General features: G+C 36.5%; 16 protein-coding genes. 11 read left to right on the plus strand and 5 right to left on the minus strand.

Features of this window, described 5'->3' with window-relative positions:
* Positions 1-59: 59 nt before the first annotated feature.
* The 9 genes from BLR62_RS09995 (at position 60) to BLR62_RS10035 (ending at position 12,918) form a co-directional block, all read left to right on the plus strand.
* On the plus strand, positions 60-1,400 hold the full coding sequence (locus tag BLR62_RS09995; protein ID WP_090796461.1) for an ABC transporter substrate-binding protein: 1,341 nt from the start codon (positions 60-62) through the stop codon (positions 1,398-1,400).
* Positions 1,401-1,673: 273 nt separating this feature from the next.
* Complete coding sequence (locus tag BLR62_RS10000) at positions 1,674-2,582, plus strand: carbohydrate ABC transporter permease (RefSeq protein WP_090796463.1); 909 nt, start codon at positions 1,674-1,676, stop codon at positions 2,580-2,582.
* An 11-nt stretch (positions 2,583-2,593) separates the two neighbouring features.
* Positions 2,594-3,415: a carbohydrate ABC transporter permease gene (locus BLR62_RS10005; protein WP_090796465.1), complete on the plus strand. Its 822-nt coding sequence runs from the start codon at positions 2,594-2,596 to the stop codon at positions 3,413-3,415.
* 29 nt (positions 3,416-3,444) lie between these two features.
* On the plus strand, positions 3,445-5,127 hold the full coding sequence (locus tag BLR62_RS12475; RefSeq protein ID WP_176759275.1) for an ROK family protein: 1,683 nt from the start codon (positions 3,445-3,447) through the stop codon (positions 5,125-5,127).
* 18 nt (positions 5,128-5,145) lie between these two features.
* Positions 5,146-6,684 carry a DUF4127 family protein gene (locus BLR62_RS10015; protein ID WP_090796468.1) on the plus strand — a complete coding sequence of 513 codons (1,539 nt, stop codon included), beginning with the start codon at positions 5,146-5,148 and terminating at the stop codon, positions 6,682-6,684.
* Positions 6,684-8,279 (plus strand): FAD-dependent oxidoreductase, encoded by a 1,596-nt coding sequence (locus tag BLR62_RS10020; RefSeq protein WP_090796498.1) that lies wholly within the window; start codon positions 6,684-6,686, stop codon positions 8,277-8,279. Before BLR62_RS10015 ends, BLR62_RS10020 begins: the two co-directional genes overlap by 1 nt.
* 22 nt (positions 8,280-8,301) lie before the next feature.
* Entirely contained in the window at positions 8,302-11,406 is a 3,105-nt protein-coding gene (locus BLR62_RS10025) for an alpha-mannosidase (protein WP_090796471.1), read from the plus strand.
* 45 nt (positions 11,407-11,451) lie between these two features.
* Positions 11,452-12,156 carry an N-acetylmannosamine-6-phosphate 2-epimerase gene (locus BLR62_RS10030; RefSeq protein ID WP_090796472.1) on the plus strand — a complete coding sequence of 235 codons (705 nt, stop codon included), beginning with the start codon at positions 11,452-11,454 and terminating at the stop codon, positions 12,154-12,156.
* 258 nt (positions 12,157-12,414) lie between these two features.
* Positions 12,415-12,918 carry a GNAT family N-acetyltransferase gene (locus BLR62_RS10035; RefSeq protein ID WP_090796475.1) on the plus strand — a complete coding sequence of 168 codons (504 nt, stop codon included), beginning with the start codon at positions 12,415-12,417 and terminating at the stop codon, positions 12,916-12,918.
* Between the two features lie 44 nt (positions 12,919-12,962).
* On the opposite strand, the gene mgrA is transcribed toward BLR62_RS10035, so the two are convergent.
* A complete protein-coding gene (gene mgrA / locus BLR62_RS10040) occupies positions 12,963-13,955 on the minus strand; it encodes an L-glyceraldehyde 3-phosphate reductase (protein ID WP_090796476.1) in 993 nt (330 codons plus the stop codon).
* 80 nt (positions 13,956-14,035) lie between these two features.
* Entirely contained in the window at positions 14,036-14,395 is a 360-nt protein-coding gene (locus BLR62_RS10045) for a Lin0512 family protein (protein ID WP_090796479.1), read from the minus strand.
* A gap of 141 nt (positions 14,396-14,536) precedes the next feature.
* Between BLR62_RS10045 and BLR62_RS10050 the strand changes: the two genes are divergently transcribed.
* Together BLR62_RS10050 and rlmH are read left to right on the plus strand one after the other, a co-directional pair.
* Positions 14,537-15,784: a Zn-dependent hydrolase gene (locus BLR62_RS10050; RefSeq protein WP_090796480.1), complete on the plus strand. Its 1,248-nt coding sequence runs from the start codon at positions 14,537-14,539 to the stop codon at positions 15,782-15,784.
* A gap of 1 nt (position 15,785) precedes the next feature.
* Positions 15,786-16,265, plus strand: coding sequence for a 23S rRNA (pseudouridine(1915)-N(3))-methyltransferase RlmH (rlmH, locus tag BLR62_RS10055; RefSeq protein WP_090796483.1), 480 nt, complete (start codon positions 15,786-15,788; stop codon positions 16,263-16,265).
* A gap of 347 nt (positions 16,266-16,612) precedes the next feature.
* On the opposite strand, the gene BLR62_RS10060 is transcribed toward rlmH, so the two are convergent.
* The 3 genes from BLR62_RS10060 to BLR62_RS10070 are packed head-to-tail and all read right to left on the minus strand — an operon-like array spanning position 16,613 to position 21,349.
* Positions 16,613-19,234 carry an AAA family ATPase gene (locus BLR62_RS10060; protein ID WP_176759276.1) on the minus strand — a complete coding sequence of 874 codons (2,622 nt, stop codon included), beginning with the start codon at positions 19,232-19,234 and terminating at the stop codon, positions 16,613-16,615.
* Positions 19,221-19,976 carry an ABC-three component system middle component 1 gene (locus BLR62_RS10065; RefSeq protein WP_090796489.1) on the minus strand — a complete coding sequence of 252 codons (756 nt, stop codon included), beginning with the start codon at positions 19,974-19,976 and terminating at the stop codon, positions 19,221-19,223. Before BLR62_RS10065 ends, BLR62_RS10060 begins: the two co-directional genes overlap by 14 nt.
* A gap of 2 nt (positions 19,977-19,978) precedes the next feature.
* Positions 19,979-21,349 carry an ABC-three component system protein gene (locus BLR62_RS10070; protein ID WP_218119773.1) on the minus strand — a complete coding sequence of 457 codons (1,371 nt, stop codon included), beginning with the start codon at positions 21,347-21,349 and terminating at the stop codon, positions 19,979-19,981.
* Between the last annotated feature and the right edge of the window lie 438 nt (positions 21,350-21,787).

Here is a 21,787-nt window from a genome sequence, read left to right on the forward strand (position 1 = left end):
GTAAGCGCTTTATTACAATAGGGTTGTAAGGGTAATTCGAATAAAGGGAGGAAACAAATATGGGCAAATATCTAAAGAGTATCATGCTACTTTTATCACTCGCATTGTTAATGGCGCTAGCAGCGTGTGGAAATGGTGAGACAGAAGATGTGGAAGGAGATACTGACGAAGAGGAAGCCGATGAGGAAGAACTTTCTGGTGACATTACGTTTTGGACAGCTTCACTATCAGGTGATCCATTTGATGGCTACTTTGATGAACTTAAAGAAGAATTTGAAGACATGCATCCAGAAGTTTCAGTTACAATTCAAGATACACCACAAAATGAGATGGAGCAGCGTGTCTTAACCTCGTTAACGAGTGACGATGCACCAGACGTTGTGAATTTAAATCCTCACTATATGTCTAACATCGCTTCTCAAGGCGGTTTATTACCAATTGGTGACTATGTAAGTGATGATTATCAAGAGACGTATGTTGAAGGTGCGCTTGAATCAGGCTATTATGATGGAGAGTTACATGCATTGCCATGGTATTTAACAACAACCGTTAGCTGGTATAACCAAGAGCACTTTGAAAGTGCTGGAATTGAAGAAGTTCCAACATCTATGCCGGAGATTCATGAAACGGCAACAGCTATTTCGGAAGAAACAGGTAATACATCCTTCTTCCAAATTATAAATGATGGTAATGTTATTATGGAAAAGATGTCTACTCTAGCAGGTGACGACTACATTGTTGAGGATGGAACAGCCGTCTTTAATGAAAACGAAAAAATTGTTGAGTATTTCACGACAATGCAAGAGATGTATGACGAAGGGTTAATTAGCCAAGAAAACGCAGAAGGTGGAATTGGTACAGCCCAAGAGCTATTCATGTCAGAAGATATATCATTTTTAGAAGGTGGTATAACGTTCTTAGGTGCAGTAGAGTCTGGAGCGCCAAGTGTTTATGAAAACTCTGTAGCAGGCGACCCTTTGAATGATCCAGACAGTCCGGTAAATATTGCTGTCATGAACTTAGCTGTGCCAGCGAATACAGATCACCCTGAAGCAGCTGTTGCTTTTGCTGAATTCGTATTAAATGCTGAAAATCAATTAGAGTTTTCTAAGACGGCAGGTACAGTATTACCATCTACTGTCGAGTCATTAGAAGATGAGTTTTATACGGATCCAGGAGATAGTCCAAATGCAACTGGTATGAAAGCAGGTGCAGAAGCATTATCTACTGCAGAGGTACTTATTCCAGGGACAGATAATAATAGTGAATTACGTAATTTGACTCATGATGCGTTTGTTGATACTTTGATTGGAAATGTGGATCCACAAGAAGCACTTGATCAATTAGCTGAAGACTGGAATCAATCATTTAGTAGTGAAGGCATTGAAATTAGTTTTTAAAAAGTGATAAGTAACTAATTAACAAAAATCCCTGTTTCTAGTTAAAGTAACTAGAAACAGGGATTTTTTTCATTTTTGATAATAATTTTCTTTTTTATATTTTTTTAGAAAAAAGTTTTCAATTTGATTGATTATTACATACCCGACCTTTATAATAAAGATATAATCATTGAATTACCCTTACATGATCTGATTATATTTTTTCAAAATGATAGCGGTTTCTTACTTATCAAATAAGTCGGTGTTAAGCTGTCGTGAAATGGAGGTAAAAAAATGGAGATGAAGCGCATATCGAAACATGCTAAAAAAGGAAAGGCATTTTTGGCACCGTGGTTATTTTTATTACCAGCACTGGCTGTCATTATTGCTTTTTATATTGTCCCAATATTTGAATCATTTGCTTGGAGTGTTTTAGATTACCAATTGATTTTAGGAGAAGGTGAATTTGTAGGGCTGGATAATTTCAGGTATATCTTTCAAGATTCATTATTCTGGCTTGCTTTAACGAACTCAATTGTTTTTCTACTATTGGTATTACCGATGAATATATTCTTACCTATGATACTTGCTTCATTGGTTAATCAAAAACTTCGAGGTGTTGGTGCTTTTAGACTCTTTTACTATTTACCTGTTGTGACACCAATGGTTGTTGCAGCCCTTATGTGGGGGATGCTATACACGGAGTCCGGACTAATTGGGAGGCTTGTCTTCCAGCTTGGCTTGTTCGACAGACCAACAAACCTATTAATGCAAACAGCAACAGCGTTATTTGCTGTATCAGTCATTACAGTTTGGAAGGGTCTAGGATACTATATGATGATCTATCTATCGGGCTTACAGTCTATATCAGATGAGATTTATGAAGCGGCAGATATAGATGGTGCTTCATTCATCCAAAAATTCTTTCGTATAACAGTTCCGATGTTAACGCCATCTGTCACGCTTGTTTCTGTTATGACGATTATTAATGGTTTGAAGGTTTTTGAGGAGATTGCTTTAACGACTGGTGGAGGACCATCAGGTGCAACGACGACTTTAGTTATGTATATTTTCGATAAATTTATGGACTTAGATGTTAGTACAGCATCTGCTGCAGGCATTATTTTACTACTATTAGCAGTTGGTGGTTCGCTATTGCAAATGCGTATTTCTAAATCTAAAGAAGAAGATCTGAAAGGTTAGGAGGAGCTATAATGAAGAATAAAAAAAGAATAAAAACATTGTTAATCTACCTAATAATGCTTTTTTTCACTGTCATAACGATTGGTCCATTTATATTCACGTTACTCATTTCATTAAAAGGAGCTCAAGAAGGCATATTTACAACCGTATTGCCACAAGATCCTACATTGAGTAATTACGTAGATGCGTTTAGAGGCGCAAATTTTGGAGCATTTCTTCTAAACACAGCGATTGCAACAGGACTCGCGGTTCCATTGAATATATTGTTTTGTAGTTTAGCAGCTTACCCGCTAGCTAGAATGGATTTTAGGGGGAAGACATTAGCACTAACTGTTATTATATCAACGATGGCGGTTCCTTTTCAGCTATTTATGGCGCCCTTATTTCAATTAACGGGTGACCTAGGGTTGCGTAATTCATATTTAGGTTTAATTGTTCTTCAAGTTGGTACTGCCTTTGGTATTTTCCTAGTGCGTCAAGCATATTTAACCATCCCAAAAGCTTTAGAAGAATCGGCTTACATTGATGGTGCGAATATATTTCAAGTTTGGTTTAGAGTCGTACTCCCAATGATAAAACCGACGTTAATTACACTTGGTATTTATACGTTTACATTCACATGGGGGGATTACTTATGGCCATTATTAAATACAACCAACAGTGATATGTATACGTTATCTATAGGGTTGGCTCAGTTATCGCAAAGTTTCTCTGGTGCCAATATGAAATTAATTAGTGCTGCATCATTAATGACCACAATTCCTTCAATTTTCATCTTCATTTGGTTACAAAGATATTTTGTTGGAACAACTTCTGGGGCAGTGAAAGGTTAAGACGACTATTAAGAATGTAGGTGTATAAAATGAGAGAATTTCTAACAGTTGATATTGGTGGAACATTAACAAAATATGGTGTTATAAATGAGGATGGCGAGCTTTTAGAAAGTAATGAAATGCTGACCCGCGCTGAAAAAGGCGGACCATACATTTTAGAAAAAGTAAAAGAAATAGGCGATGAATATCTCAAAAACTATGAACTTAAAGGTGTTTGTATTAGTACGGCAGGTCAAGTGGATTCCAGACAAGGCAAAATCATATACGCGCTTCCAGAAATCATTCCGAATTATACAGGCATGATGCTTAAAGAAGAGCTAGAAACGCACTTTAGTTTACCAGTTGAAGTTGAGAATGATGTCAATTGTGTGGGGCTAGCAGAATCATGGTTAGGGATCGGTAAAGATGCGAAAAGCTTATTTTGTTTGACGATTGGAACGGGAATTGGTGGAAGCTATATTTTAGACAATCAACTTCACACAGGCCATCATTATTCAGCAGGTGAAATTGGTTATATTCCAATTGAGGGCGATCAGTTTCAAAATATTGCGTCAACGAAAAGCTTAATCCGAAATGTTGCACTTAAAAAAGGGTTGTACCCATCACAGTTAGATGGGAAAGCCATTTTCGAAAAGGCACATCAAGGTGATGAAATTTGTATTGAAGCGATAGATGAACTTATTAGTAATTTATCAAAAGGTATTGCAACCATTATCTATATGATGAATCCGGAAATGGTCGTTATTGGAGGAGGTATTTCCCACCAAAAAGAATACCTTTATCCTAGAATAATGGAGAACTTAGAAAAAGATTTAATCCCGGATCTGTTGGAAGTAACCAAAATTGACTTCGCAAGTAATTTAAATAATGCAGGGTTAGTTGGGGCTCTACGAAATTTTTTGATCCAAGAAACATTACATCCCTTGAACAAAATCATTACAGCAATTGAGTCGACACGACATAAATTAACAAAAGGCGAGAATAATATCGCAGATTTTGTTATTAATAATTTATCTGAAGTGCCCAATTTGACCATTTCAGAAATGGGAAAAAAAATTAAAGTAGCCGAAGCTTCGATTAGCCGATTTTGCAAAAAGGTTGATATAGGAACTTACAATAATTTACGGATTTTAGCGAGTAAAGCGAGTGTCAGTAAACGTAAGGTTGAGGAAGCTGCAGAAGGTGATGGGAATTCAGTTAAAGATGTATACAAAAAAATGATCGACCGATTTGATGATTTGCATGCATCAAAGGAGCTGCATAAATTAGCTCAAATCATTGATCACTCAAACCGAATATTTATCATTGGGACACCTGAAATTAAGGTGGAACTTGAAATGCTAGTGAATCGACTTTTAGATTTGGGCATTGATGTTCAAGCCTTTACAGAGCGCGATCAAATTGATCAATCTAAAAAAATTGTGCATGCTGACATCGATGTAGTTGGTGTGAGTATTTCTGGTTATGACAAGGAAATCGTTGATTATATGAAGCAAATTGACCCTTCTGTTCCAACAGCTTGTATAACAAGTCAATCAGATTCACCAGTGGCACGATCGGTAAATGAGGTGTTTATAACACCTTTAATAGAAATCAATCAATTCGTCTGCGCGAAAGAATTCACATTATATTATTTTATTGATTTACTATTACAAAACTTAAAAACCAAAAAGACTTCTCATATAGATGCAGTCATTGAGCAAGCAAAATAAGGTAAGGAGTTCGATTAGATGAGATGTGCTTATGTTCCGATCGATGAAAGGCCTTGTAACACACGTCTAATTGATCAGCTCGTTGCAACGAATGATCAATTAGATATTCTTACGGTTGAAAAGTCGATGTTAGGCTATAAGAAAAAAAGAGCCAATACGCAAAAGATTTGGGATTGGTTATTCCAAATCGAACAAGTTGATGGTATGGTTCTGAGTGCTGAAATGCTGCTTTATGGTGGATTAATCCCTTCAAGAATTCATGAACTAAGTGAAGAGGACCAAGATCAATTTGAAAAAAATATGAGACGCTTAAAAGAAAAAAATCCTCATACGAAAATGTATGCATCGTCCATTATTATGCGTACACCTCAGTACAGTTCATCAGATGAAGAACCGGACTATTACGCGGATTTTGGTTATGAATTATTTACACGTGCGTACTTACAAGATAAAAAGAATCGAGAATATTTAACAACAGAAGAAATAGATCAACTTGATGAGTTTGTGCGTAAGCTTCCGGAAGACATTGTCTCGGATTATGAGTCGAGACGCGCATTTAACTCAAGCGTTAACGAGTTGATGTTAACCTTGTTAGCTGAAGGCATAATCGATACACTGGTCATTCCACAAGATGATAGTGCGGAATACGGTTATACAGCGATTGATCAAAAGAAAGTGCTGCGTAAAATTGCCGAACTAAACTTAGAGAGTCAAGTACTCATGTACCCGGGATCAGATGAAGTGGGCAGCACCTTAGTGACACGCTTTTTTAACGATCAATCAAAACAAACGCCGACCGTCGCTGTTGAATGGAGTAGTACATTAGGTCCAAGTTTGATTCCGATGTATGAAGACCGCCCTTTTAATGAAACGTTAAAACGCCATATTCGAGCGATTGGTGCCAAACAAATCGATGATAAACCTCAAGCGGATATTGTGCTGTTTTATAATGTCCCAGGAAAAAATATGCAAGAATCATGGGATCAATTCACAGCAAAAGATCCAACTTATGATGCGTTTAGAGAAATGGTCACCTTTGTCGATCGAATTGAAGAAGCGATCGAATCCGGTTATCGGGTTGCTATAGCCGACTGTGCTTATAGTAATGGTGGCGATTATGTGCTGCTTAAACTATTAGATGAGCGGTGTTTGATCCCTAAGGTAGTATCTTATAAGGGTTGGAACACAAATGCTAATACATTAGGTACGACACTCGCCCAAGGTATACTTGCAACACAAACGCAAAGCCGAGCGATTGATCAAAATCTTTATTACCATGTATTAGATGATTTTCTTTATCAGGCCATTATTAGAAAAGACATCACCGATCACGTGTTACCTCAATGTCAGTTAACGTATTTTGACTTAAAAGATCACAAACGTATGATTAATCAAATGATCGATCAACGATTAGTTGAAGAACATAAGAAATACTTGCCTAATCATTACAAAGCGACAAAAGCCTATAAGGTAACATCTGATTCCCCATGGAACCGGATGTTTGAGGTAGACTTCATGATCACAGATACAAACGAGAGAAGTGGAGGCGTTGAATGATGACTCAATATACAGCAGATATTGCTGTTATCGGCGGGAGCTTTGGAGGTTGTATTGCAGCAATATCAGCTGCCAAGTCGGGTAAAACCGTCATGCTCACAGAAGAAACGGATTGGATAGGCGGTCAAGTGACAAGTCAAGGCGTGCCTCCCGATGAACATCAATGGATCGAAACAACGGGTTGCACGGATAGCTACCGGTTATTTCGTGATCACGTACGTCAATACTATAAAGATCACTATCCACTGACAGACGAAGCGACCGCGAACCCTGCGCTTAATCCAGGAAAGGCGTGGGTGTCGCGTATTAGCCACGAGCCTAAAGTTGCTTTAAAGGTTTTGGAATCGATGATGGCACCTTACATCAATAGTGGAAAATTAACGATTTTCTACCATACAAAACCTGAATCTCTTTCTAAGGCTGAAGGGAAAATTACATCATTAGATTTGATAAATATAGAGAATCATGAATCGTTAACCATTCAAGCCAATTACTTTTTAGATGCCACGGATACAGGCGAATTACTACCACTTGCTGGTGTAGCTTATCATTCTGGAGCTGAATCATACGATGACACACATGAAAAACACGCACCAGAAGTAGCAGACCCAAATGACACACAAGCCTTTACCTACGTTATCCCGATTGATTATGTAGAAGGTGAAAATGATACAATCGATCGACCTGAACAGTACGATTTTTGGAAAAATTATATCCCGAAGAATCATACACACTCACTTTTAAGTTGGTTTGTAGGAAATAAAAGTGACCCGACCCCTCAAAAGCAATTTACGCTGTTTGAAAACGATCAATCGATACCTGATTTATTTTCGTATCGACGCGTGATGGCAACAAGCATTTTAGCTAATCCAATTTATGACGGTGATGTGTCCTTAATCAATTGGCCTCAAAATGATTATTTTTTAGGTTCGATTATTGATGTTGATAAAAGGACGTATTCAGAACACATAGAAAATGCAAAGCAACTGAGTTTATCACTTGTGTATTGGTTGCAAACCGAAGCAGAACGTTTAGATGGTGGTTTCGGTTATCCTGGTATTCGTCTGAGAAAAGATGTGTTTGATACAGAAGATGGTTTAGCAAAATATCCTTATATACGTGAATCTAGACGGATAAAGGCCGCCTGCATGATTACAGAAGACATGGTCAGTAAAGAAACAGGCAATGTTGACGGGATTTATCATCATGAAGATACTGTAGGGATTGGCTGTTATCATTTAGATTTACACACAACGGCAACGAGCATGAGCGCATTGTATGTGCCCTCGTATCCTTATGAGATTCCGTTAGGCGCATTTATTCAAGAGGAACTATCGAACCTTCTACCAGCCTGTAAAAACATAGGCACGACACATATCACAAACGGCTGTTATCGATTACACCCGACAGAATGGAATATAGGAGAGGTTGCCGGTTATTTAGCGGCCTATTCAATGCAACATGGTTATACGCCTCTCGAAATCTATCAAAATAAAGACACGTTAAAAAACTTTCAGCGTTATTTAGTCGAACAAGGTGTACAGATTAGGTGGCCTGAATATGTTGAGAAAGAAGTACACGACCCAATAAAGTAATGATAAATAAGGACGTGACATTATGTTTTTCGAATTAGATAAATTTCAAGCAAGGTTAAGGGAATTAAATGACTATAGGATGTTGGAAACAACACCGATTGGTCATTTCTTTTATCAACCTGACCAAGAGGGTCGTAACGGTACGTATCCTCCTAAATCATATGCCGATCAAACATTATCAATCGGTGAACGGTGGAGAGGGAGAGATGCGTATGTCTGGTTAAATACGACCGTGACACTTCCACCGTCCAAAGAAGATTGCAAAGTTGTCGGTTATTTTGATCTTGGTAAGACAGCCGAGGGTAATAGTGCAGGTTTTGAGTCTCTTATGTTTATTGATCAAAAACCGTTCCACGGTGTTGATAGCAACCACAAAGAAGTCCTGCTTCCTCCTGATAAACTAGGTAAGCCTGTTCGACTTGACTTTCGATTATGGTCGGGACTAGAAGGAGGCGGTGTGAAGGTTGAGCAAGAACATCGTCTAAATGCTGCTTTAATCGGTTATTTGCATTTACCAACCGATCAATTTTATTGGCAAATGCGTGCGATTTATGAACTGTTAGTATTAGAAGAAGAAACCAACCCCGTTTATTACCCTCTGGTTCAAGCGGTTGAAAGTGCGCTTAAAAAAATAGATTGGCGTAACCCAGGGTCAGCACTTTTTTATACAAGCATGAAAGAAGCGTATACAGATCTGTCGGGCTCACTTAAAGAACTCAACCAAACACACCCAGTCAAGATCGTGTCTGTCGGTCATACACATATTGATGTTGCTTGGCTGTGGCAATTGAAGCATACGCGAGAAAAATCAGCACGTTCTTTTTCTACGGTGTTAGCCTTGATGGAGGAATATCCAGAGTATTTATTCCTGCAAACACAACCACAACTATATGATTATTTGAAACAAGACTATCCAGACATTTATGCCAACATTAAGCGTAAAGTTGCTGAAGGCCAGTGGGAAGTAGGCGGTGGTATGTGGCTAGAAGCGGATTGTAATATCCCCTCAGGTGAATCACTCGTCCGCCAATTCTTATTCGGCTATCATTTCTTAAAAGATGAATTTAATGTAGAGTCAAAGTATTTATGGTTACCCGATGTATTTGGTTATAGCTGGGCGCTTCCTCAAATCTTGAAAAAAAGCGGCATTGATACGTTTATGACAACGAAAATTAGTTGGAGCCAGTACAACCGGATGCCGCACGATACGTTTAATTGGAAAGGGATCGACGGTACAGAAATTCTGACCCACTTTATTACCACACCTGATAGTGGCGATTGGTGGTACTATACGTACAATGGTGAAATGAACCCTAAAGCAGTCAAAGGCATGTGGGAGAACTATCGCAATAAAAACCTAAACCAAGAGCTTTTACTAGCTTATGGTTACGGAGATGGTGGCGGTGGTGTCAACCGAGACATGTTAGAGATGCAAAAAGCAATCAAACAGACACCAGGACTCCCAACCGTTGAAACGACGCGAGCAGATGACTATTTTAATCGACTACAAGAAACAGTTGAACAAACCGATCAATATGTCCATACGTGGGATGGTGAATTGTATCTTGAGTATCACCGCGGAACGTATACAAGTCAAGCAGAAGTGAAAAAGAAAAACCGAGAATTAGAACTGAAACTAAAACATGTGGAGTGGTATCACACACTTAAAACGATTGAGAACAAATCGTTTGATACTTATCCTCAAGCTGATATTAACCAAGCTTGGAAGATTTTGTTGCGACACCAATTCCATGACATCATACCAGGCACCTCGATCGAAGAAGTGTATCAAGATACACGAGAAGAATATGAGCAGGTCGAACACTTGCTAGATCGTGCCTTAAACCATGACTCAGATTACACTCAGGGTGCCATGGCGATTTATAATGATGCTTCGTATGATCGGTCAAGCCTAGTCTTTTTACCAAATACAAAAGGCGATTGGATCTCAAACGGAAATAGTCATGTGATCGAATCACAACAAATGGCTGACGGTCAATTGCTTTATGTGAAAAATGTACCATCTATGGGATACATCAAGCTAAATCCGGTTGAAAAAACAAACGATGAATCCGGTTCGCCTTTTGATTATGACAACCACGTGTTAACAACGCCTTACTATCAGCTCACGTTTGATGAAAAAGGCCAAATTCAAGAACTGTTTGACCTTGAGCACAGGCGTGACGTGATCGCGCCGAAAGAATCAGGCAATGTGCTACAAGTGTTTGAAGATAAGCCCGTCCGTTATGATGCATGGGACATTGATCTTTATTATCAGCAGAAACAGTACGATGTAGAGTTAAGTCAACCACTGACACTAGAGGATATGGGGCCGTTACAAGTGACCTTTAGTGTATCGTATCGCTATAATCAGTCATTGATCAAACAATACATTAAACTATATAAGCACAGTCGCCGCATTGATTTTGAAACGACAGTCGACTGGCAGGAGCACCAACAATTACTGAAAGTATCCTTCCCAGTCAACGTTCGCTCAACAGAAGCCACCTTTGATATTCAATATGGTAATGTTAAGCGACCGACGCATTGGAATACAAGTTGGGATCATGCGCGCTTTGAATCTGTCGGTCATCAATGGGCAGATCTCTCGGAAGGCAATTACGGTGTTGCCTTATTGAATGATTGTAAGTATGGCTACGATATAAAAGAGCATACGATGAGACTATCCTTGATCAAATCGGGTATTCACCCTGACCCCGAAGCGGACCAAGGAACGCATCAATTCACTTACGCACTCATGCCACATGCTGACGATTGGTACAGAGGAAAAGTCGATCAAGAAGCGTATGATTTAAATCAACCATTGCATGTTAAAGATCACGCGTTTAGTGATGATGCGTCAAAACGGTTGTTTTATCTCGATCACGATCGTGTCGTCATTGATGCTGTGAAAAAAGCAGAAAAAGAAGATGCTGTTATTGTACGTATGCACGAAAAGACTGGTTCTCATGTGATGACGCAACTTCTGAGTGATTTTGCGATTGAACAGTGGACAGAAGTCGACCTTATGGAGCGTCCGATTCAAGATGACGTGATGACAGGTCCCATAAACGCGATGGTTCATCCATATGAAATTAAAACCTTTAAGATTTGGTTCACACGTTAACCATACGTTCTATTTAGATAAGAACACCTGATTGGAGGAATGACCATGAATTTTTTGAACAAATTAAATGGCGGGAAATTAATTGTTTCTTGCCAAGCCCTAGAAGGTGAGCCCTTGCACTCACCCGTTATTATGGGAAAGATGGCGCTTGCCGCTAAACAAGGTGGCGCTAACGGTATAAGAGCCAACTCCGTAGAAGATATTCAAGCGATTAAGAAAGAAGTCGACCTTCCTGTTATTGGGATCATTAAAAAAGATTATGAGGATTCATCAGTGTTTATCACGGCAACTCTAGATGAAGTTAAGTTACTATTAGATTCAGACGTCGACATGATTGCCCTAGATGCTACGGATAGAAAACGTCCGAACAATGAAATTTTAGCATCAATCGTGCATTTCGTAAGAGAAAACGCTCCCAACATGGAGCTAATGGCAGATGTATCAACTTTAGAAGAAGCGATTGAAGCGGATCGATTAGGATTTGATTGTGTATCGACAACGTTAGTCGGTTATACAGACGAAACGAAAGGTCAGTCACTGTTTGATCAAGATTTTCATATTTTAAGAGAAATGAAAGATAAAGTATCGATTCCTGTCGTTGCAGAAGGCAAACTTCAAACACCCGAATTGGCGCGGCAAGCTGTTGAAAAAGGGGCTGATTTTGTTGTGGTTGGTAGTGCAATCACAAGGCCACAACTCATCACCCAAACATTTGAAAAAGCTATTCATCCATTCAGTGAACGCTCATAACTTATGTTTGATAGGATCACCTGATCGATTGATCGGGTGATTTTTTATGGTTTTAAACCCTAAAATGGGAAAGGTTATCCGAATGGGATATCGGGTATACAGAAAAGACAAGTAACCAGATGTTGAGGAGGGATTTTTATCGCGACACAAAAAATTACGTATCGCCCACTTAAACCAAGTGATGAAGAAATATTAACAGAAATCACACGTGATGTTTGGGATTACGATGATTTAGGAAGTGCTAAAACCGCTAAACAGATGGCACATGTGTATCTGTTGAGTACGTTTTGTGAGTATACATTCTCTCAAGTTGCCTTAGCTGATGGCGTGCCTGTAGGCGTGATGTTAGGCAAAAACAACAAACAGCATAAAAAACCACTCAAACAAACGATCCGTTATTACTGGGCAGTCGCTAAAATGCTGATGCGAAAAGAAAGCAGGGGCGTGCTTAATCTATTTGCAGAAATTGATCGTGAGAATGAGGAGCTACTCGAAAGCTTAGAACGTTCATTTGATGCTGAACTCGTCTTATTTGCTGTCTCACGTGATCAGCACGGTCAAGGCATTGGAAATGCGCTGTATCAAGCGTTTTTAGACCAATTAAAACAAGAACAACTGGATACATTTTATCTCTACACCGATACAACGTGTACGTATACATTTTACGATCGGCAAAACTTACACCGCTTAGCAGAAAAGACGATGACTTTACCACTATTTGATGAACAGCTCACCTTGTACATCTACAGTAATACACCATAAAAAAAGCCTGATTTAAGATACGTATCTTAAATCAGGCTTTTCGTTTAATTTGTTAAAATCGATTCAATTTTGGCTAGTTCTTCTGGTGTGAAATCAAGTCGGTCTAATGCTTTCACGTTTTCTTCGATTTGACTCACCCGACTCGCGCCGATTAAAGCACTCGAGACGACACCTTGTCTTAGCACCCATGCTAGGGCCATTTGAGCGAGTGATTGGTCACGTAATCGTGCCATTTCATTAAGTTGAATGACTCGATTTAAAACATCTTCAGAAATATCTTTTTCATTTAAGAACGGAATATGTGATTTGGCTGCTCTTGAATCACGCGGGATCCCGCCTGTATATTTGTTCGTCAATAAGCCTTGTGCCAGTGGTACAAAAGCGATCGCGCCTGCACCAGCATCTTCTAACACATCGGTTAATCCGTCTTCAATCCAACGATTTAACATCGAATAAGACGCTTGGTGAATAATAAATGGCGTTTTTTGTTCCTTTAAAATTTCAACGGCTTTTTCTGTTTCGTCGGCATTATAATTTGAAATCCCAACATATAACGCTTTTCCTTGCTTCACCAATAAATCAAGCGTTGCCATCGTCTCTTCAAGCGGTGTTTCAGAATCAGGGCGGTGGTGATAAAAGATATCGACATAATCGAGCCCCATCCGGCTTAAACTTTGGTCTAAACTTGAGACTAAGTATTTTTTCGATCCCCAATCACCATAAGGCCCGTCCCACATATGAAAGCCAGCCTTGGTTGAAATGACAAGTTCATCACGGTATCCGGCAAAATCTTTCTGCAGAATACGACCGAAATTCTCTTCTGCCGAACCTGCGGGCGGTCCGTAATTGTTCGCTAAATCAAAGTGGGTAATCCCTAAGTCAAACGCCCGTTGTAACATATGACGTTGGTTTTCAAACGAATCCGGTTCACCGAAGTTGTTCCACAGACCTAATGAAATGGCTGGTAATTTCAGTCCTGAACGTCCGACGCGATTATACGTCATCTTTTGGTAGCGGTCTTCTGCTGGTTGATACATGGCGATCTGCCTCCTAGGTGTCAATTTTATTCGTTAACGCTTTCATTCTTGGTTAAAGAAAAAGGAATGATGATCCATTCCTAATAGCCGACTTGCACGGCCGCATTGACAATGTACATTAAGTCATTGCGATCCGCTTGTTCTTCTAACTGAATCCCACTCGTTGTGGCGAGTCCACCTGCTTGGACATCAACGGTAACCTCGCCATAAGGAATCTCAGCTTTAATTTTTTCTAAATCTAACATATCTTGATCTTTCGGCACGCCGAGTACAATGTTCACTTTCATCTGATGTAACGATTGTTCAGGTAAATAATCTTTGATCCCTGGCATTGAATTGTAATGAATTGCATTTTCAACCGCACGAATCGACGCCTTTGTCACATCTTGTCCATGCGTGTCAATGCCAACGCCTGTCTCGATAAATATAATTTTCTCCATGATCGTCACTCCTTCATATTTCCTTCACTATTTCCCGGGAAATGTTACCTTTCATTTTATCACAGGCAGTCACACACTACTAGCAGAAAACAATTCGTGATATGATACAACTAAAGATAATCAATTAAAGGGGTTTTATAGATGCAAATTAATCAAACGAGACTAGCTGAACGGATTCAAACACTTGGTGCGATTGGGACAGATCCACAAGGTGGTTTAACACGATTACCCTTTACAAAAGAAGAAAAAGAAGCCAAAGACTTAATCAAACAATACATGCAAGAAGCGAACTTACACGTCACAGAAGACCAAGTCGGCAATCTATTTGGTACGCGTCAAGGACAAGGAACAAATAGAAAAACAGTTCTTTTCGGCTCACATATTGACACGGTCTACAACGGTGGGAAATATGACGGCGCAGCAGGTGTCTTAACAGCCATTGAAGTGATGCAAACACTGGCGGAGAATAATGCGACACATGATGACGACCTCACCATTGTCGTCTTTACCGATGAAGAAGGCGCGCGGTTCTCATCCGGCATGTTAGGCAGCCAAGCGCTGATCGGAAACTGGACAGAGGACATGTTGCAAACAACAGCGGACAAAAATGGGGTAACCATAGCTGAAGCGATGCAAACGTATGGCTATCAAGCTGAAAAGATCGACACGGTTCAGTTAGATGGAGAATCTTTAAGGTGCTTTTTAGAGCTGCACATTGAACAAGGAAAAGTGTTAGAACAAGAAGACACATCAGTGGGATACGCAACAGGCATTGTCGGTATCCGTTGGCTGAACGTCACGATTACAGGTGAAGCCGATCATGCTGGGACAACACCGATGAACTTACGAAAAGATGCCTTAACCGGCGCAAGTGAAATCATCCAAGCGATTGAAACAAAAGCTAGTACGTATCCTTCACTCGTCGCAACAGTTGGCCAGCTATCCGTTAAACCTAATGGCATTAACATTATACCAGGTGAGATTAGCTTTACGCTTGATACCCGTGACTTAGATGATGTGTTGCTCGATCAGTTTGTTGAGGAAATCCATCAAACGGTTGAGACGATTACCGAAAAACGCGGATTAAACGCCCATATCGATCAACTAAATCGAGCAGAATCGATCGCCACATCACAACACGTGAATGAAGCATTGGAATCCAGTTTGAAAAAGAACCAACTAAAGGTTGTCTCGCTTCCGAGTGGTGCTGGACACGACGTGATGAATATGGCGAGTTTAACAGACGTTGGCCTCATCTTCATCCGAACAAAAGACGGCATTAGTCATCACCCAAATGAGTTTGCTTCAGACAGTGATTTAGCTGATGGCGCGCAAGTCATGCTTGATACGATTATCCAACTGGCTGAGCAGAAAAAGGAGCATGATTAAGATGCAAATCACAATTTTAAGCGTCGGCAAACTAAAAGAAAAATATTTAAAACAAGGCATCGCCGAATACGAAAAACGCCTAAGCAAATACACGAAACTGTCATTAATCGAACTCCAAGACGAAAAAGCACCCGAGAACCTAAGCGAAAAAGACATGACCGCGATAAAAGACAAAGAAGGCGAACGCATCCTACAAAAATTATCAGACGACTCCTTCGTCATCACACTAGAAATTGAAGGTAAGCAACTATCATCCGAACAACTCGCCAAAAAGCTCGACCAGCTCGCCACACACGGCAAAAGCAAAATAGCATTCGTTATCGGTGGCTCACTGGGCTTGAGTGAAGCGGTCATCAAACGAAGCAACTTCTCACTATCCTTCTCAAACATGACACTCCCTCATCAACTGATGAGGCTTGTCTTACTTGAGCAGATCTACCGATCATTTAGGATTAATTGTGGGGAACCTTATCATAAGTAAATGCGGATTTTTAAAAGAAAACGATATGGAGTAGTGCATTAGTAGTTATTCCTATAAGTAAAGATAGATTTTATAGCAAGGTACTTGAGTGATTTAGCCATAAGACTATAAATTACTTTTTAATATTTTTGCGATGTCCAGAAGCAAACTTTTAATAAGAGTAGTAGAAAAGAGAGTGTTGCTATAATAAAGATTCTAAATAACAAATCCATTTTAACCAACTCTACATTAATTAATAGTTTACTGTAACATTTGATGCTGGTACAGTTTCATGGACACATCTTATTAAAATGATTGGAATTAATTTAATAAGATGTGTCCATGAATTTAAGAATAATTACTTATCATCAATAGAAAAATTTTGATTGTACATCAATCAAAGATACTTGCTTAGAATTCATCTTTTCAAATTTGTATTTCATGAAAAGTGCATTATTATCATTATGTGTTGAAAATATTAATTGATAGTCATTTAAAAATTCATGTCTAATTAACTCAACAAATGAGTGAATGTTCATGCTATCCATTTCCTGAATTGGATCATCGATAGCAAGGAACTTTAAGTTTTTTGATATATTATATGTTTTATTTATAGCCAATGTAAAAGCTATTGAAGTTACTGCTAGCTGTCCAGAACTTAAATGATGTATTGCATCGTGATCAGAACTGGTATCTGTTAAGAATTTAATCGCATCACTTTTATCCTTTGTCGATAAAAATATTCCCATACCTTGTTGGTAATTCTGTAATATCTTAGCTGTATAAATGTAAAAAGGAAGTTTAATATTATTTGCCATTTCTCTCTTATGATTTTTAATTGTTTCCTTTATATTATCTCTTACGTTATTCATATTTTCAATAATATTATCTAATCGCCTTTTTCTATCTTTATATACATTTAATATTTCCGATTGATTTTGTGAGAACACAAAATTTATATATGCTACTTTGTGCTCGAGTTCTGCTTCATTTATCTTATAAAAGTTATCTTTTTTTGATTGAAAATATACTTCATAAAGATTATCCGCATCTTCAACTTTATTATTTTCAAAAGTATAGACTTGTTTTCTCTCTTCTAATAATTTCTTTAACTTACCTGATTGATTTTTTAAATCTTGTAATGTTTTTGGTTTATTAATATCATCGAACACTAATTCTGCTAATTCCTTTTCCGGAACTACTCTCCTAATCTTCTTTAAATCATAATCATAAGATTGTACTACTAAATTTCTCATCATTTCAAATAATTCAGACGAGACTTTCATATTCTTTTCAATATTTTCTTTTAGTAGTTCAAAGTCCTCCTTTAGATCCTCATAGCTCCCTAATTTATTCCATGCAATTTTATCTGAAACATACTCAGTTAAGACTAAGAAATCAAACTCTTTATTTTTGAATTCCCCTAATAACTCCAATATTTTTTTATCTATTATTTTATTTTCTTCTTTGTATTTACGCATTTTATGGATAATAGGATTGATGAAATTACTAGTTAACTTCTGTTCTACTTCCACTAGTTTATTTGATTGATCATTCAAAGACTTCCTGAAACTTTCCTCTTTGTTCCTAAACTCCTTATTCAGTTCTTCATATGTTTTCCATATAAACCCACAGTAAGGACAGGAGGAATCATAGTTTTCATCTTTTTTATATTCATCAAGTTTCTCCTTTAATCTATTTCTTAACTGAATCATATCCATCATCAAGCCTTCTATATCACTTGTAGCAGCATTTAATTCTTTTCTATACTTAATTAATTCTAAAAAATCTTCTTTAGTTTTAGGCATGATCTTTTCCACAAATTCTTCTACTTTTTCAATCTTTTCATCTAAATCTGTGAGACTTAAAAACGCATCATATTCCTCGTGTTTTCTATTAATAGTTTTATACTCTTGATACTTATCAACATGATGTTGTAAAATAAATGCTTTCAATTTAAACGTATCTTCTTTTAATTCAAAATCTCCTTTTAACAAATCATAGTGCTTTGTTTTTATTAATTTATGTAAAATAAAATAATTAATAAATTCATCATTCTTAATTTTACTCTCTAAAAAATTAACATTTTGCATTTTATAATATTCATCTGGTTCAAATCGATTAATAAATGATATTATTTTTTTAATTTCTTTTAAATATCCTTCACGCTCTTTAAAAGATACATCTATATCTTTATTTTCAAATAAAGTCTCCTTATCAAATTTTATATCCTGATTAGGAAATAAAGTTGTATATTCAACTGCATCAACTTTCTGAACTGTTTTGTAAGCATCTATCTTGTCTTTCAGTTGATTGGTAATATGGTTAAAGGTACTTAACATATTAGATATACGTTGGAGTTCTGCTTCTTCTTTATTAGTATTGAATAAAAAACTTAATGAATCTTTCCGGTCCTTCTCTGATTGCTTTAAGAAGAACGTTGTTTCTTCCTGTTGTAAATAATTGAATAAATTATAAATATCTTTTATTTCCATATCAGGAGAATTAAAATCAAAAAAATTATTAATTTCTTTACTTGTTAATTCCTTATGCTCTTCTGGATTAAAGGTATCTGCAGAAAAATCATCTGGATAATCTATATATGTTTGTAAAATGTAAAAATCATCTGGTTTATGTTTCCTCCCCGATCGATAAACTCTCTTCTCTTCATCTTTAGGTAAATACTTAGTAATAATTAAATCTTTACTTTTATTTTCTACCTTTTTTTTCAACCATACTTTAACAATTACATCTTCATTTTCATTATTTTGAAAGAATAGTTTATTATAGTCTTTTCTATGATGTGTTACAGCCCCTTTTGTTAAAGTTCTGTGAATTTTACTAGTCAAGCATAATTCTAGTGCATCATAGATTGTTGTTTTACCGAAACCATTTGGTCCTATTAAAAGGTTTGTTTGATTTTCGAACTCAATAATCTTTTTATCTTTTATACCTTTAAAGTTTTTAAGATATATCTTATGAATCTTCATTTGTCTTTTCCTCCAATTCATCAAAAAAATTAAGTAAAATTTCCTCATCTTTTTCCGTATTTAGAAAGGAGTTTTTTAATTGTTCCAGATACTGCTTTTCTTCTTCATTATTTAAAATTGAAAGATTTTTATCTATCCATGAGTGTATTAATTGATATTTATTTAATAAACCTCTATTAACAATATTATCTTTCATCCTTTTTTGTATGGAAATATATGGTTTATCCGCTATTTCATAGATTAAAAATGACAACTTAACATAAAGCTGTATGACAAAGAAAAATTCTTCATCTTCATAATATATTTTTTCAAATTGATCCATTCGTTCAGAATCTAATAACACTTCCTTGATTATCTGTACAACAGCTTTACTGTTCTTAATTTTTTTAATACTACCCTCCGTATAAGCAATTACATATTTTCGAAAATAGTATTCATCTTCTTCTATCTTGTAAATGATTCTTTTATTATTTCGAAAAAATTCTTCTAAATCATTTGTCTTCACATAAATAATCAATGAAGTATTCTTATTTATATCTTCATTCTTTCCATTTAATTCACCTTGAGTATTAATCATTTTATCTGTCTTATCACTCGTGAAAAAACCTTCTAAGTCATCTTCTTTATAACTAGCAGTGAAAAAATATTCTTGATTATTCTTTTGTAAAAACTTGAACTCACCTGCGTCTTTTACTATTTCAAATTCATTTTCATAAAAAATTTCTGCCAAAATATCCTCCATTTTTATCCCTCATTTATCCTTTTAATAACCTCTGTTGCTGTTATGAACTTCATTTCAGAATTCATTATATGAATTTTATTTTCATCATTTTCGTTACTCCAATTAGAGTTGACTTCATCTTGTCCCTTAATAATTTCTGGAACTACTTTTTGATTATTAATTTGACCATTTATCAAAAAATCTCTTTCGTGAATTTTTTTTAAATACTCACTATTATTCGATATTTTTCCAACAACTGATTTTATGCTGGCTTGTTCTCGATTAATGAGTGACAAGGTATATTTTCCATTTTTATATCCTAAATAATCTCTATCAAAAGTTTGTTCTGTTATATTACATAAACATCGATACATTATATCTTTCAAGCTATCTGACTGCAAATGAGTCGTTAGTATTTGACTATTCGCTAGATTATCAACACTTTTCTGGTCTGGATTTAAGTATATGATAAAATTTTTAAATTTATCATCATTTAGGTGGTAAATCTCCTTAATAATTGATCCTATATCATCTATTATCTCTAAATCCAAGTTAGGTGTATTAAGTTGTAATTCTTCTACATAATCATCCCAAACACACATAAATACTTCTCTCATAATTTGAGTATTAGTTCTCTCTTGAGCTCCAGTACTTATTACAATTTCAAGAATTTCTTTTAAACTAAGTGTAGGGTATCCAACAGGTTCTTTTAAATGTTCTTCTCTCACTTGATTATCTAACGCATCTACAATATATAAAAACTTCTCTTTATGTATTTGTTTAATTTCTTTAAAAGGAGAATTTTCTTTTATAAGTATTTCCTTTATTTCTTTAACACAATAGGCTTCTAATTTACATTCTTCATCACTTTTGGAGAAGTCACAAAAATATTCGTGTTCATTATACTGATAAAGTTGTACTTTATTCGGATTTGGTATATAAACTGTTTGTGGAGGTACTACTTTTTCAAACTCCTCCTCTGTTAAGCCGAACCCTTCTACTTCAACTATTGTATGTAAGTATCGAGAACCCTCGTCTACCTCTATCTCTCCCGGACTATTATCTTCTTTTATTGAACGATATTGGAATGCTTGGGTTTCTTTCGTCATTTCACCATTAATTATAGGGTATGCTTCTTGCAATACATCTTTATATGCATTTGGATAATTTCCATTTTTATATGCTTTTACTTGATGCCTTGAATTTACTTTAGAACCATGCATAATATCGAAATCTTCTGCTGATTCAAACTTTATTATCCAATTATTAATCGTTTCATCTTTTTCTAATAATTCATTTATTTTTCTTAATGCTAAAAGAACTCCAACCTTTGATTGGTGAGTGTAGCCGTGCCAACTAGCAGTAGCATTTCTATTAGACATAATATCACTCATTTCCATTTATTATTGAATTCCAAGTATAAAGTATTTAAACAACTATCTAAAATGAATTTATTTTTTTATAAAGCTTTAAATACATTGAATAATCTATGTACTTATAATGAAAATTCTATGTAAATTACTAGATGCTTTCTTTTCAAATGTAAATAACATATATTTAAAGATAGATATTTTAAAAGTGAATTCTTTCTAATTGATAACTATTTTGGAGAACTTCTTCATAAAGTTCTTTTCATCCCCTTCTACACCAAAAAAGCACGTTAGGCACATCACAGAGAACCTTATTACTAAGTAGATGAGTCTATCACTCTTACATATGTGACCGTCAAGTAAAATATTACAGTTTTTGCTGATTAATTTGTTACACTTTCCTGCCCGAAGATGTTCTTACGATGCTTCATTCGATAACTGTCACCGTTTAAATGTATAATT

It is taken from the genome of Pelagirhabdus alkalitolerans (assembly GCF_900096905.1).
In the GTDB taxonomy this organism is placed as follows: Bacteria; Bacillota; Bacilli; order Bacillales; family Amphibacillaceae; genus Pelagirhabdus; species Pelagirhabdus alkalitolerans.